Annotated in this window: 12 protein-coding genes and 1 pseudogene; 10 read left to right on the top strand and 3 right to left on the bottom strand. The window is 54.1% G+C overall.

Annotation, left to right across the window (positions count from 1 at the left end; all coding sequences use genetic code 11):
- Positions 1-74 precede the first annotated feature (74 nt).
- From A6764_RS10085 to A6764_RS10110, 6 genes are all read left to right on the top strand, one after another.
- On the top strand, positions 75-1,523 hold the full coding sequence (locus A6764_RS10085) for a sugar ABC transporter ATP-binding protein (RefSeq protein WP_255309629.1): 1,449 nt from the start codon (positions 75-77) through the stop codon (positions 1,521-1,523).
- Between the two features lie 26 nt (positions 1,524-1,549).
- Positions 1,550-2,497: an ABC transporter permease gene (locus A6764_RS10090; protein WP_065066668.1), complete on the top strand. Its 948-nt coding sequence runs from the start codon at positions 1,550-1,552 to the stop codon at positions 2,495-2,497.
- Between the two features lie 24 nt (positions 2,498-2,521).
- Entirely contained in the window at positions 2,522-3,397 is an 876-nt protein-coding gene (locus tag A6764_RS10095; RefSeq protein ID WP_255309624.1) for a substrate-binding domain-containing protein, read from the top strand.
- Between the two features lie 111 nt (positions 3,398-3,508).
- Complete coding sequence (gene rbsK / locus A6764_RS10100) at positions 3,509-4,462, top strand: ribokinase (protein ID WP_083989748.1); 954 nt, start codon at positions 3,509-3,511, stop codon at positions 4,460-4,462.
- A 4-nt stretch (positions 4,463-4,466) separates the two neighbouring features.
- Positions 4,467-5,153, top strand: coding sequence for a deoxyribose-phosphate aldolase (gene deoC / locus A6764_RS10105; RefSeq protein WP_176703229.1), 687 nt, complete (start codon positions 4,467-4,469; stop codon positions 5,151-5,153).
- 231 nt (positions 5,154-5,384) lie between these two features.
- Positions 5,385-6,005: a malonate decarboxylase holo-ACP synthase gene (locus A6764_RS10110; protein ID WP_065066623.1), complete on the top strand. Its 621-nt coding sequence runs from the start codon at positions 5,385-5,387 to the stop codon at positions 6,003-6,005.
- A 349-nt stretch (positions 6,006-6,354) separates the two neighbouring features.
- Here A6764_RS10110 and A6764_RS10115 read toward each other — a convergent pair whose 3' ends face one another.
- From A6764_RS10115 to A6764_RS22405, 3 genes and pseudogenes are all read right to left on the bottom strand, one after another.
- The gene (locus tag A6764_RS10115; RefSeq protein ID WP_255309622.1) at positions 6,355-6,489 is read right to left on the bottom strand and encodes a hypothetical protein; all 135 of its coding nucleotides are present in this window, start codon (positions 6,487-6,489) and stop codon (positions 6,355-6,357) included.
- A 132-nt stretch (positions 6,490-6,621) separates the two neighbouring features.
- Positions 6,622-7,359 carry an SDR family oxidoreductase gene (locus tag A6764_RS10120; protein ID WP_255309621.1) on the bottom strand — a complete coding sequence of 246 codons (738 nt, stop codon included), beginning with the start codon at positions 7,357-7,359 and terminating at the stop codon, positions 6,622-6,624.
- A 32-nt stretch (positions 7,360-7,391) separates the two neighbouring features.
- Positions 7,392-7,727, bottom strand: a pseudogene (locus A6764_RS22405) (alpha/beta hydrolase); the annotation flags it as partial.
- 295 nt (positions 7,728-8,022) lie between these two features.
- On the opposite strand from A6764_RS22405, the gene A6764_RS10125 reads away from it, so the two are divergent.
- The 4 genes from A6764_RS10125 (at position 8,023) to A6764_RS10140 (ending at position 12,544) form a co-directional block, all read left to right on the top strand.
- The gene (locus tag A6764_RS10125) at positions 8,023-8,466 is read left to right on the top strand and encodes an SRPBCC family protein (protein WP_065066620.1); all 444 of its coding nucleotides are present in this window, start codon (positions 8,023-8,025) and stop codon (positions 8,464-8,466) included.
- A 428-nt stretch (positions 8,467-8,894) separates the two neighbouring features.
- Entirely contained in the window at positions 8,895-10,448 is a 1,554-nt protein-coding gene (locus A6764_RS10130) for a hydantoinase/oxoprolinase family protein (RefSeq protein WP_255309620.1), read from the top strand.
- A 3-nt stretch (positions 10,449-10,451) separates the two neighbouring features.
- A complete protein-coding gene (locus A6764_RS10135) occupies positions 10,452-12,212 on the top strand; it encodes a hydantoinase B/oxoprolinase family protein (protein WP_065066619.1) in 1,761 nt (586 codons plus the stop codon).
- Positions 12,209-12,544, top strand: a complete 336-nt coding sequence (locus A6764_RS10140; RefSeq protein ID WP_065066618.1) for a cupin domain-containing protein — start codon at positions 12,209-12,211, stop codon at positions 12,542-12,544. The genes A6764_RS10135 and A6764_RS10140 overlap by 4 nt, the downstream gene beginning before the upstream one ends.
- Positions 12,545-12,862: the final 318 nt, after the last annotated feature.

The raw sequence follows: 12,862 nt of genomic DNA on the forward strand, positions 1-12,862 counted from the left end.
CGGACGGAAGGGGGATGTGATCGTTGGAAACAGCCGCTTTAAAAATGGAAAGGATCAGCAAGCACTTTCCAGGCGTGAAAGCATTGGATCAAGTAAGCATCGAAGTGAAAAAAGGTGAGATCCTTGCGCTGTTGGGAGAAAACGGCGCGGGAAAATCCACGCTCATGAAGGTGTTGGCAGGTGTGCATCAACCCGACGCCGGCGAGATTTACGTCAACGGCAAAAAGGTGGTGATCGATGGACCGCGCGCTTCCCAGGAATTGGGGATCAGCATCATCTACCAGGAGTTTAACTTGATTCCCCACCTGAGCGTTGCCGAGAATATATTTCTCGGCCGCGAACCAAGGAAAATAAAGGGAGTCATCGATTGGAAAACGCTCGATCAGCAGGCTGCGGCGATCATGAACAGGGTGGGGCTGAAGCATTTGTCCCCCAAAGCCCTGATCCGTGACTTGACCATTCCGGAGCAGCAGCTTGTGGAAATCGCGAAAGCTATTTCGTACGCTTCGCAAATATTGATTATGGACGAACCCACAGCCGTTTTGAACGGTGAAGATGCCAGCCATTTGCTTGAGATCATGCTCGATCTGAAACAACAGGGAATGTCCATCATCTTTATCACCCATCGTTTGGAAGAAGTGGAACAGATCGCGGATCGCATCGCCGTGCTTCGCGACGGGACATATATCGGCAGCGCCAAGATCGGAGACGTCTCCCGGGAACAAATGGTCAGCATGATGGTAGGCAGGGACATCACCGACTTGTACCCGACCAGAAATCAGAAAATTGGAAAACCTGTGCTCAGGGTGGAAAACCTGTCGCTGAAGAACCGCCTGCATGATATCAACCTGACCGTCCACGAAGGCGAGATTCTCGGCATAGGGGGATTGATGGGTTCCGGAAGCGGCGTGTTGGCCAAGGCTTTGTTCGGGCTGTATCCCCATCTGCAGGGGAAGATCATGATCGGGGAAAAAAGCCGGATCACTTCGCCGAGGGATGCGATTGACGCAGGCATCGCACTGGTTACGGATGATCGGAAAGGCGAAGGCCTGGTGTTGATGATGTCTGTGTTTGAAAATCTTCTCCTGCCAAGCTACCGCCGCATTTCTTCCATGGGAACGCTGTTGGAAAAATCAAAACAGACGGGCATCGTCGAAAAATGGATTTCCGATCTCAAAATCAAAGTGCACGATCCGGCAGTTGCCGTAGGGACGTTAAGCGGCGGCAACCAGCAAAAAGTCGTGCTGGGAAAATGGCTGCAAATGAACCCGCGGGTATTGATCCTGAATGAACCTACCCGCGGAATCGACGTCGGAGCGAAAGCTGAAATTTATCAACTAATGAAATCGCTTACAGAAGAGGGTATCGCGATCATCATGATCTCGTCGGAGATGCCGGAGCTGCTCGGAATGAGTCACCGCATTCTCGTCATGCACGAAGGGAGAGTGACCGGAGAGATGCCGATTGAAGAAGCGACGCAGGAAAAAATATTTCTGTACGCGACGGGGGGAGTTCGAAAGTGAGACAAGAAGCGTTGCAATCCGTGGTGATGAACAGGGAAGCACGGCTCCATCTGGTAAACAAGTATCGCGTCCTGATCATTTTCATCGCCCTGTGCGCCGCTGCGAGCATGCTTTCCGAGGCGTTTCTGACCGTCAACAACCTGCTTAACGTTGCGCGCCAGGTTTCGATTACCGCGATTATTGCGGCCGGAATGACACTGGTCATCTTGATCGCCGGCATTGACTTGTCGGTGGGATCCGTGATGGCCTTTTCGGGAGCGATAGCCGCCGGCATGCTGACTGCCCAATGGCCGCTTGGCGTCGCCCTCATCGCCGCGCTGCTGGTCGGCCTGGGATTTGGAATCATCAACGGTCTGTTTGTAACCAGATGGGGCATCCCCTCCTTTATCACGACATTGGCCGTCATGGTGATCGCGAGAGGGATGACGCTGGTGTACACCCAGGGGTATCCGCTGGTGGTTAGCCATGAATCTTTCCGCTATATCGGAAACGGTAAAATGCTGGGAATTCCCTTGCCCATTTTGATCATGCTCTTCCTCTACGCTTCCCTGTATTGGGTTCTGCGCAACACCAGCTTTGGACGATATGTGTATGCGATCGGCGGCAATGAAGAAGCGTCCCGTTTATCGGGGATTCCGGTGAATACGATCAAAGTGGCTGTCTTTGGAATTTGCGGTCTGCTTTCTGCCTTGTCGGCCATTGTGTACACGTCCCGATTAATGTCCGCCCAACCGACGGCCGGCACGGGCATTGAGTTGGATGCGATTGCTGCCGTTATCATCGGCGGTACAAGTCTGGCAGGCGGGAAGGGAGGGATAGCCGGGACATTGATCGGTGCGTTGATTATGGGGATTCTAGACAACGTTTTAAATTTAATGAACGTTTCCCCGTTTTACCAAAGCATCGTGAAAGGGCTGGTCATCTTGGCGGCCGTACTGGCCGACCGTACATTTGCAAAATTGAAAATTGCTTAAAAATGAAAGAAAAGAGGGGTTCACATGAAACAACGTGTCGTTTCCATTCTCGTTTTCGTGTTCGTTTTCACGTTCCTGCTTGCCGGCTGCGGAGGCCCCGAACAAAAAGAATCAGCCGCGAATGGGCCTCAGTCGGCGGAAGGAAAAAAACTGAAAGTGGGCTTGGCCATGAATACGCTAAACAATCCCTTTTTCGTTGCTGTAAAGGAAGGAGCGGAAGCGCAGGCAAAAGAGCTGGGCATCGATTTGGTGGTCACGGACGCCCAGAACAATCCCGGTCAACAGCTTGCGGACGTGGAAAATCTTCTGCAGCAAAACCTGGATGTGCTGATTATTGATCCCGCCGACAGCGACGCCATTGTGGAAGGCGTGAAAAAAGCGAATGATGCGAAGGTTCCGGTATTTACCATCGACCGTCAATCGAACGGGGGAGAAGTGGTCACCCACATTGGTTTTGATGCGATCAAATCCGGAAACATCGCCGGAGAATTTCTGGCCAAAGCCTTAAACGGAAAAGGGAACATCGTGGAAATCCAGGGAATCATGGGAACCAATGTAGCGCGCGACAGAAGCAAGGGATTTAACGAAGCGCTTGCCAAATACCCCGACATGAAAATAATTGCCCGGCAAGCAGCCGACTTTGACCGCGGCAAGGCGTTAAGCGTCATGGAAAACATCCTGCAAGCGAACCCGGAAATCGATGGAGTATATGCGGCTAATGATGAAATGGCGCTGGGGGCCCTTGCAGCCATTGAAGCAGCTGGGCGTTTGGATCAAATCACGGTGATCGGCTGCGATGCGGTTGATCCGGCATTGGACGCGATCCGCCAGGGCAAGCTGGAAGCCACGATTGCTGAACCTCCCTTCTTCTTGGAAAAGAAGCCGTACAGACGGCCGTGACCATTTCCAAGGGAGAGTCGGTGGAAAAATCGGTGATTCTCGACTCCACATTGGTTACCAAGGAGAACATCGACCAGGTGAAAACGAGATAACACAGGGGAGTGATCGGGAGTGAGCAGTGGAATCATTACCGTTGTCGGGAGTTACGTCGTAGATTTGATGAGCCGCACTCCGCACATGCCGAAACCGGGGGAGACCGTCCTGGGAGGCCCGTTTCGCATGGGGCCCGGAGGAAAGGGCGGGAATCAGGCCGTAGCGGCGGCCAGACAAGGGTCTCGGGTGTGCATGGTGACAAAAGTCGGAAATGACCCGTTTGGTCAGGCGGCCGTGAAACATTTCCAGGCGGAACACATTTCAACGGATTATGTGTTTGTTGATGATGCGGAAGCAACCGGTGCAGCCTTGATTGCCGTAGACGATAACGGGGAGAACATGATCGTGGTTGCCTTGGGTGCTTGCGGCAAGCTGTCGGCGGAGGATGTGGCGCAGGCAGAGGAGATGATCAAAAACTCTGCAGTCGTTCTTGTTCAGCTTGAGACCAGCATGGAGGCGGTACGGAAAACGTTGGAGCTGGCGGGGACATACGGCGTGCCGGTGATATTAAATCCAGCCCCGTACCAGCCGATTCCCGAGGAGCTCTTGAAAGGCGTCACGTACATCACCCCCAACGAAACGGAAGCCTTTCTCTTAACCGGAATCGAAATCACGGATGAAGAAAGCGCGTGCAGGGCCGCTTCCGTTCTCTACCGGAAAGGCGTGGAGAAAGTGGTGATCACCTTTGGAAAAAAAGGATGCTATTATTACGAGGGCGGCCCATCAGGTATTTTATACCCCGGCTTTCACGTGGATGCGGTGGATACAACAGGCGCCGGAGACGCGTTTAACGGCGGGTTGGCCCATGCTTTGGCGGAAGGGCGCAGCATCCGCCAGGCGCTTCAATATGCGAACGCAGTGGCCGCTCTCTCTGTAACGAAAATCGGCACCGCTCCTGCCATGCCGTCCAGAGAAGAGGTGGAGCGTTTCTTGCAAAACCAGCCCATTGATACGACAGCGACGGGGGCATAACGCGATGACTATTTCGTTGGCAAATTTGATCGACCATACCCTGCTGAAACCCAACATCACAGATCGTCAGATTCATTTCTTGTGTGAAGAGGCGAAGCAGCATGGATTTGCCGCCGTGTGCATCAACCCCTGTTACGTTCCGCTGGCGCGCGCCGCTTTACAAGGAACAAGCGTAAAAATCTGCACGGTAGTTGGGTTCCCGCTCGGGGCAGCAACTGCGGAAACGAAGCTGTTCGAGGCAAGCCGGGCGATCAGGGACGGAGCGGATGAAATCGATTATGTCATCAACATCACCGATGTCGTAAACGGCAGATATGACAGCGTCGGAAGGGAAATGGAACGGTTCGTTCGGCTTCGTTCCGACAGCGAAACGCCTCTTGTGATCAAGGTGATTCTGGAAACCTGCTATCTGTCCGAAGCACAGATCGTTCAGGTGTGCACGTTGGCGAGGGAAACAGGCCTTGACTTCGTCAAAACATCGACGGGATTTGGAACCGGCGGAGCGCTTGCGGAGCATGTCCGCATCATGCGCGAAACCGTTGGACCTGATGTGGGAGTGAAAGCTTCAGGAGGCATACGCGGCTATGAAGATTGCCTCGCGATGATCAAAGCGGGAGCCAATCGGATCGGCACAAGCGCTGGCGTAACAATCGTCACCAAGACGGCTGTTGATCAACAAACAGGGTATTAACGAATAGGGGATAGGACCCGTAACCGGAAAAACAGGCTGTTGACCGCCAATTCGTCTGCAAAAGGCGATTGTCTCCCTCATCCACGAGGGGAAGGCAATCGCCTTTTGAAATCATCAGGATGACGGACCACGTTCCGCTTCGCGTGATTTGAGCAGTCGTCTGTCTTCTGATGAGGCGCAAAAGGGTGGGCGAGCCGCTTCCATCCTGGTGCGCAAAAGGTTGGCCGAGCAATGGATGTAAAGCCGCACGATTTGCTGCGCGTCACAGATATCACCCGACTGGTCACAAGGCCGACTGAACCTGAATGGGTGAACGAAGCGCTGACGCTTGCTCCCTTTGTCGTGGTGCGCCGGGCTCCCATTGAAAACGGGAAAATCCCTGTGGGAATTCGCGGGAAGTCCCGGACCCAACGAATTGCAGCCTTCCTGGAACGGAATGCGGTCGATCTGCATGTTGCGCCCGAACAATTCGTTTCGCAAAAAGCCTGGAAAAAGAGCCCGCGCTATCAGCGGATTAAAGCGCTGCGCGTACTTGATTTCATCGAGGACGTTTTCTTGACGTATCACCTTTCCTGGGGACCAACAGGCAGCGTCGGTTTTGAGCTTGCCAGCGGCGTGCCCACGGTGACCGACAAGAGCGACGTGGATATTGTTGTGCGTGCGCCCCATTTTCTGTCTGTGGAGACAGCGAAACAAATTGTCTGCGAGCTCAGCAAGTCCCCGGTGAAGATCGATCCACAGCTCGAGACACCGAAGGGAGCCATTTCCTTGATCGAATATTCCCGCGGTGATCCCCCGATGTTGCTTCGGACGGAGGAAGGGCCTCGGCTTATCGGGAATCCCTGGTCATAGGAGAACGAATGGGCAGTATTGCGCAACATTGTTCCTTCTCATCCGACTGGTCCTCCAAATTTCGTTCGTGGCGTTCCGCTACATTACAATCGTTGCAGGGATTCCACTTTCCCTATTGATAGAATCCATTGATAAAAAAATATTCATCCGCTCCAAGGTGAAAAGGTATTTCATGCAGGTGGGCTTGTTTACCTTGGCGGGTATAACAGTGGCGTTGTTTTTCTTGCTGATGAACAGCGGAAACGTTCTTCATCGGGTATTCGATTTACCCATCGCTTCTCTTCTATCACATTTCCCTTGTAATTCGATTTATAAATAGAAAGCGGAAGCGACATCATGATCCCTTGTTTTAGCCATACAAGTGTCCGTTAAAAGTAAAAGAATCATTTCTTTCGCGATGGGGCGCAACCGGGTAAGGAGATGAAGAATCGCCTGCGAATAAAAAATCAAGCCCTTCTCGTCCGAGCAGGGCTTTGATGTCCATTCCCCCGATTTCTCCTTTTGGTGTCCCCATGATTCAGTAATGCTTTTTGATTCGCTGGCCAAGGGTGCGCTCCCGATTATGATGTTCGGATTGCGGTAAAATGACAGTCCGATCGAATACGCCTTTTCCTGTTCAGGTTTCCGTCATGATGCCGCCGTTGACGTGAAGCACCTGTCCCGTTACGAAGGATGAATCATCTGACGCCAAATAAATGTAGGTCGGTGCAAGTTCGAACGGCTGTCCGGCCCGTTTCATGGGAGTTTCCAAACCAAACGTTTTGACGTATTCGGCCGGATAGCTCGAGACGATGAGCGGGGTCCAAATCGGACCGGGAGCTACAGCGTTGACCCGGATGCCCTTGCTGACTAATTGGAGCGCCAACGAACGGGTGAATGAGACGATCGCCCCTTTTGTCGAGGAATAATCGACAAGCAAAGGGGCACCCGCAAAAGCGGTTACGGATGCCGTCGATATAATGGAACTCCCCGGCTTCAGGTGAGGAAGCGCTGCCTTCGTCATGTAGAAATGCGGAAAAATGTTGGTGCGGTACGTATTCTCGAGCTGCTCGTTGGAAATGTCCAGGATGCTTTCCTGCGGGAACTGAACGCCTTGGTTCAAAACAAGCACGTCAAGCCGCCCGTACCTTTCCAGTGTTCGTCGTACCACTTCCGCGGAAAAAGCGGGCCAGCGCAAATCGCCTTCGATCAACAGGCAGCGGCGCCCGTAACACTCCACCAGCCGCTTGGTCTCTTCGGCGTCCTCGCGTTCATACAGGTAGACAATCGCCGTATCCGCCCCTTCTTTGGCGAAGCCGATCGCGACGGCGCGGCCGATACCGCTGTCGCCTCCGGTGATTTCAGGTCTGCCCAAGGCGACAACAAGCCGATCGCTGCCGGCAATTCTGTATGCAACTCCTTGAGTCGTAACAGCAAGGCGAGCGCCAGCCCTCCACCTGCTGAATCACCTATGATTCCAATGTGATTGGGAGATCCATGGCTGCAGAGGTAGTGATACACGCGAACCACATCATGCAGCCCGTTAGGAAAAGGGGCTTCCGGAGCCAGGCTGTAATCCACAGCCAACACCTTCATGCTGCTTTTGTGAGAGAGCTGTATCGGAATGGAATTGTAGGTATCGCTGTGTCCGGATACATAACATCCACCGTGCAGGTAAAGAATGACAGGGGAGTTTGCATGAACGCCAGGGGGAGAGATCCAATGCGCCTGTACCCCCTCCATAACAGTCCGTTCCAACCTTTATATGATGGTCGATTGTGTTTCGAAAATTGGTCATTGGCGCCGTTCATCCATGTTCCTCCTATGTTTCTATCTAGGAAAATGATACTCCGCGTATCGAATATCCTCAAGGAAGCACTACGAAGCAAATCGAACGATCAAACGTTTTGCCGGGTCAACAATGAACGGGTAGAATTGTGTAAGATGATAGGTGAGGGTTGTGTACAGATGTGAGGCAGCGCTCTCGTCGTTTGCGCGTTGACTGATCCGCCCCCCCTGAAAAGAAAGGAGAATTTGCATGAACGCTGAATCCCATGTCTATGCACGCGTTACCCGGCGCTTTGACGCATCGCCGGAGCGCGTGTTTGACGCCTGGCTGAACCCGGAGATGATCGGCAGATGGATGTTCGGGCCCGCCATCCGTGAAGAAGAAGTGGTGAAGATTGCGGCCGACGCGCGAGTGGGAGGCACATTTTCCTTCGTTGTACGGCGGCAGGGCGTTGAAATCGACCACATCGGCGAGTACCTCGAGATCGACCGTCCCCGCCGTCTCGTGTTCACTTGGGCGGTTGCGCCGGACCCGATCGACAGCTCTCGCGTGATGGTCGACATTGTTCCGCAGGGGAGCGGGTGCGAGCTCACCTTGACCCACCAATTGGCCCCGGACTGGGCAGACTACCGGAGCCGCACCGAGGACGCCTGGACCAAGATGCTCGACTCACTGGCTGCGACGCTTGGCTGAGGTTGTGGATGTGCGCAGGGGTAGACTTTTTCGAAAAGGAGCTCTACAATAACCACAATGTTTCATGTTGCTGAAGGAGGATTATGAAAACATGTGCTTCATCAGATTGCGTTTCCCGACTTTGAACAAGTAAGTAAATACTGTTCAAAGGTTCTGCTTGTGTGTGCAGAGTAAACGGGACCAGTCTGCCCTTTTTTCATAATTCTCAAGTTGAATGAAAAAAGATGGAACGTACAGAAAGGCGGATGGATCTGCCTTTCTTTTTTGTATAGGTTCCCTCCTTTTGTGCAGCAAAAAGGAGGGGTGGTTGGTGACGGCACTCTTGACGTCCATCCGTTCTGAAACGGATGGGTCTTCCCTTTACTCTGAATCACAGGCAGATCGCCTGTGATTTTTTTATTTCCAAAGGAAGAGAGGATCGGACCGCCGTGGAGGTAACCGTTCTCGGTGGGATCAAGGAGGTTTGGCCGGAAGTGGCCGTAACCGCTTCTCACGAGGTAACCAAGGAGTGGCGGGAGTACGAACGTACCAGCACGGCTGTCTTGAACGCTTATGTGAAACCGATTGCCTCTTCCTACATCGATCGATTGGACAAGCACCTCCGGGAGATCGGGGTGACCGGAAACAAGTACATCATGCAGTCCAATTCCGGAACGACTACCTTTGCACAAGCGAAGGAAACGCCCATCAACATGGTAGAGTCCGGGCCCGTAGCCGGTATTTTTGGTGCAGCCATGTTGGGGAAAATCCTTGGGGAAGACAACATCATCGCCTTTGACATCGGCGGAACGACCGCCAAGTGTTCCTTGATCGACGGCGGCGAAGTAAAGGTGACAACGGACTACAAGATTGAGCGTGATGACCGCAATGCCGGCTATCCAATCAAGGTTCCCGTGGTGGACATCGTGGAAATCGGGAACGGCGGAGGGTCCATTGCCTGGATCGATGATGCCGGTTCGCTGAGGGTCGGACCGCAATCCGCCGGGGCCATGCCGGGGCCGGTCGCGTACGGTCGCGGCGGCGAAAATCCGACGACAACGGATGCCAATCTCGTAACCGGACGTCTATCTCCGAAAAATTTTCAACATACAGTCAATATGGATGCGGTGAAGCAAGCAATTGAGGAAAAGGTGGCCCGCCATTTTGGCATCTCCGTAGAAGAGGCGGCTCTCGGCATCATTCGCATCGCCAACTCCAACATGCTGAATGCGTTAAAGCTGATTTCCGTTCGCAAAGGGTATGATCCCCGCGAGTTTTCCCTGGTGGCATTCGGCGGCGGCGGTCCGATGCACGCTTTGGCCCTGGCCAGGGAATTGGGCGTGAAGAAAGTGATCATCCCGATTGCTTCTTCCGTATTCTCGGCGTGGGGCATGCTGATGACCGATCTTCGGCATGACTACATTCAAACGTACATCCGTCGGGTGAACGGGTTGAACGTGGAGGAATTGAACGGTGAGTGGAGCCGGCTGGAGGAAGGAGCCGTACGGCAATACGCCCAGGAGGGAGTTGCCGAAGACAGCGTATTGTTTGTCCGCTATGCCGACATGCGTTATGTGGGCCAAGAACATGCCGTGAAAGTTCCGGTGCCGAACGGCGTCATGGATGAAGCGGCTGTTCAGGAGATGGTGGCTCGTTTCCATGATCTTCACGAGAAGCACTACACCTTTAAACTGGAGGGGGCCCCCACGGAAATCGTGAACCTGCACGTAACCGCATTCGGTGTGGTGCAAAAGCCGGAGATCGCGCGGCTGGAACAGGCAGGGGACAATGCAGAACAAGCCTTGAAGGAGGTTCGCCCCGTATTTTTCGAAGAGCATGGATGGATCGACACCAAGGTCTACGCCAGAGAAGTGCTGAACGCCGGCAGTGTCATCGAAGGACCGGCGATTGTCGAAGAACCATCCTCTTCCACGGTCATGTATCCGGGGCAGCGCCTGGTTGTAGACGAGTACGGCAACTTGATCATTGACACGGAGGTGTGACGCATGACGGAGACGAAAGTGAAGCGTGATCAATTTACACTCGAGATCGTAAAAGACTCGTTGATTGCCATCGGGGACGAGATGTTTCACACGCTCGCCCGGACATCCATGAGCCCGATCATCTATGAAGTGCTTGACTTTGCGAGCGGGTTGACCGATGCAAAGGGGCAGCTATTGACCCAGGGAAACGGGGTTACCGGGTTTATCGGGATGCTGACCTTTATGGTGAAGCAAACCTTGGAGAAGTTCGGGAAAGAAGGAGAGCTGAAACCCGGCGACATTCTTATCATCAATGATCCCTACGGGGGAGGAGGGTCCCATTTATCCGACGTCGGGCTTGTGATGCCGATTTTCCATGAAGGGGAACTGGTGGCCTTTTCCGCCAACAAAGCGCACTGGACGGAAGTGGGCGGAAAAGATCCGGGATCATGGACAACGGATTCGACCGAGATCTTCCAGGAAGGGCTTCAATTCCCGTGCGTGAAGCTGTTCGATGAAGGCAAGCTGAACCAGGCATTGGTGGACATCATCGCCGCCAATGTACGCTTCCCGGATTTGTCGCTGGGGGATATGTGGGCGCAGGTGGCCGCACTCCGTACCGGCGAAAAGCGCTTCCGTGAGCTGTGCGACAAGTACGGGAAGGACGTGGTGATGGATTCGATTGACCACCTCTTGCGGCACGGCGAACAGCTCGCCTTGAAGGAAATCGCCAAGCTGCCCAAGGGTACGTTTGAAGCGCAGGACTTCATCGATGACGATGGGCTTGGAAACGGGCCTTTCCACGTGCAGGTGAAGGTGACCATCACGGATGACGAGTTCATCTGCGACTTCCGCGGAAGCCATCCGCAAGTGCTCGGTCCGGTGAACTGTTCCTATACCGCGCTTGTCTCCGCCGTGCGCACGATTTTCTTGGCCGTGACCAATCCTTCTCAAGACGTGAATGATGGGGTGTTCCGCCCGCTGAAAGTCATCGCGGATGACCGCTCCATTTTCTCCGCGGAACGTCCGGCTGCCGTATCGACGTATTGGGAAACGATGCTGTACGGGGCAGACCTGGTTTGGAAGGCGCTCGCGCCGGTTGTTCCTCACCGGTTGAACGCCGGGCATTTGTTGTCCGTCTGCGGTGTGGTGCTGTCCGGTATCCACCCGGATACGAACGAGCCGTTCCTGATCGTGGAGCCTTCCGTCGGCGGGTGGGGGGCCGGAGACGGCTTGGACGGCGCATCGGGACAGTTCTGCATCGGTGACGGTGAAACCTACAACGTACCGGTGGAAGTGGCCGAAACGCGCTACGGCATCATGGTCGAGGAGTACAGCCTTCGAACGGACGGCGCGGGTGCCGGCGAATTCCGGGGAGGCTGCGGCGTTGTCCGCGCTTATCGGGCAATGAGCGACGGGCAAACGGTGACAGCTACCTTCGGACGTCACAAATTCCTGCCATGGGGATTTAACGGCGGGCATGACGGGTCCCGCAATGAGTTTGTCATTGTCAAGGCGAACGGGGAAGTCGCCGGTCCGTTTGGAAAGTGTGCCCGTTTCCCGCTCAACAAGGGCGATGTGGTTCGCTTGATGACCGCTACCGGCGGCGGATACGGAAATCCGCTGAACCGCCCGGCGGAAAAAGTGGCCTGGGATGCGAAGAATGGCTATATTTCCGTGGAACAGGCCAGAGACATTTACGGGATTGTGCTCAATCCGCACACATTTGAAGTGGAGGGTGTCACCCCGCAACGGCAAACAGCAAAATCGGAGGAACGGGCATGATCGTTGTGAACGCGGATTCCGTAAAAGCGGATGACCGCCCGGACGTCTTGATCAAGACATTGTTTTCGGAAACACACATAGAAGGCGGCAGAGCCACATTCGGGGTGGTGACCATCCCGCCTCAGGCAAGGATTCCCCTGCATGGCTCGGGAAGCCACGAGGAAGATGAGTATTCCCTGGTCGTAAAAGGGTCCATCATTACGGGAGTGGGCGGCAAGGAATACCGGCTGACGGCTGGTGACGCCGCCCTGATCCCTGCGGGCGAAGCCCACTGGGCGTATAACGACGGCGATGAGGCGTGTGAGATCGTCTGGGTGCTTGTAAAAAGGTAGGCAGGTGAGCGGGGAACGGGCAGCCCCTTTCCCTTCCATGCAGCAAGGCTCGGGACGAAGCGTGAACAGAAGAAGGTCAGCGGACAGCATCCGGCTGGCCTTCTTTGTTTGGGTTTGTTGAATCGGAGCAGATGATGTTCGACCAGAGGATGCTTGCAGAAAGACCTTTACTGGGAACGTCACAATCTGCTTGGGATGTCGAAAAAAAGGCCAAGAAGCGGCAAAAAATGGACTTCACGACAGTTTGGACAAGATGTAAGATTAAAAAAATTGCATCTGTGCAAAGGGCGCAGGATCGCCGACGATGTTTGACGAAGC

This window comes from Brevibacillus sp. WF146 (assembly GCF_001673705.2).
GTDB lineage: Bacteria > Bacillota > Bacilli > Brevibacillales > Brevibacillaceae > Brevibacillus > Brevibacillus thermoruber.

What these genes read in the sequence shown, in the direction of transcription:
- A6764_RS10125 (WP_065066620.1), top strand. Translation starts at nt 8,023, where the DNA reads ATGAACGCTGAATCCCATGTCTATGCACGCGTTACCCGGCGCTTTGAC.
- A6764_RS10115 (WP_255309622.1), bottom strand. Translation starts at nt 6,489, where the DNA reads ATGGACATCAAAGCCCTGCTCGGACGAGAAGGGCTTGATTTTTTATTC.
- deoC (WP_176703229.1), top strand. Translation starts at nt 4,467, where the DNA reads ATGACTATTTCGTTGGCAAATTTGATCGACCATACCCTGCTGAAACCC.
- A6764_RS10135 (WP_065066619.1), top strand. Translation starts at nt 10,452, where the DNA reads ATGACGGAGACGAAAGTGAAGCGTGATCAATTTACACTCGAGATCGTA.
- A6764_RS10110 (WP_065066623.1), top strand. Translation starts at nt 5,385, where the DNA reads ATGGATGTAAAGCCGCACGATTTGCTGCGCGTCACAGATATCACCCGA.
- A6764_RS10140 (WP_065066618.1), top strand. Translation starts at nt 12,209, where the DNA reads ATGATCGTTGTGAACGCGGATTCCGTAAAAGCGGATGACCGCCCGGAC.
- A6764_RS10095 (WP_255309624.1), top strand. Translation starts at nt 2,522, where the DNA reads ATGAAACAACGTGTCGTTTCCATTCTCGTTTTCGTGTTCGTTTTCACG.
- A6764_RS10090 (WP_065066668.1), top strand. Translation starts at nt 1,550, where the DNA reads ATGAACAGGGAAGCACGGCTCCATCTGGTAAACAAGTATCGCGTCCTG.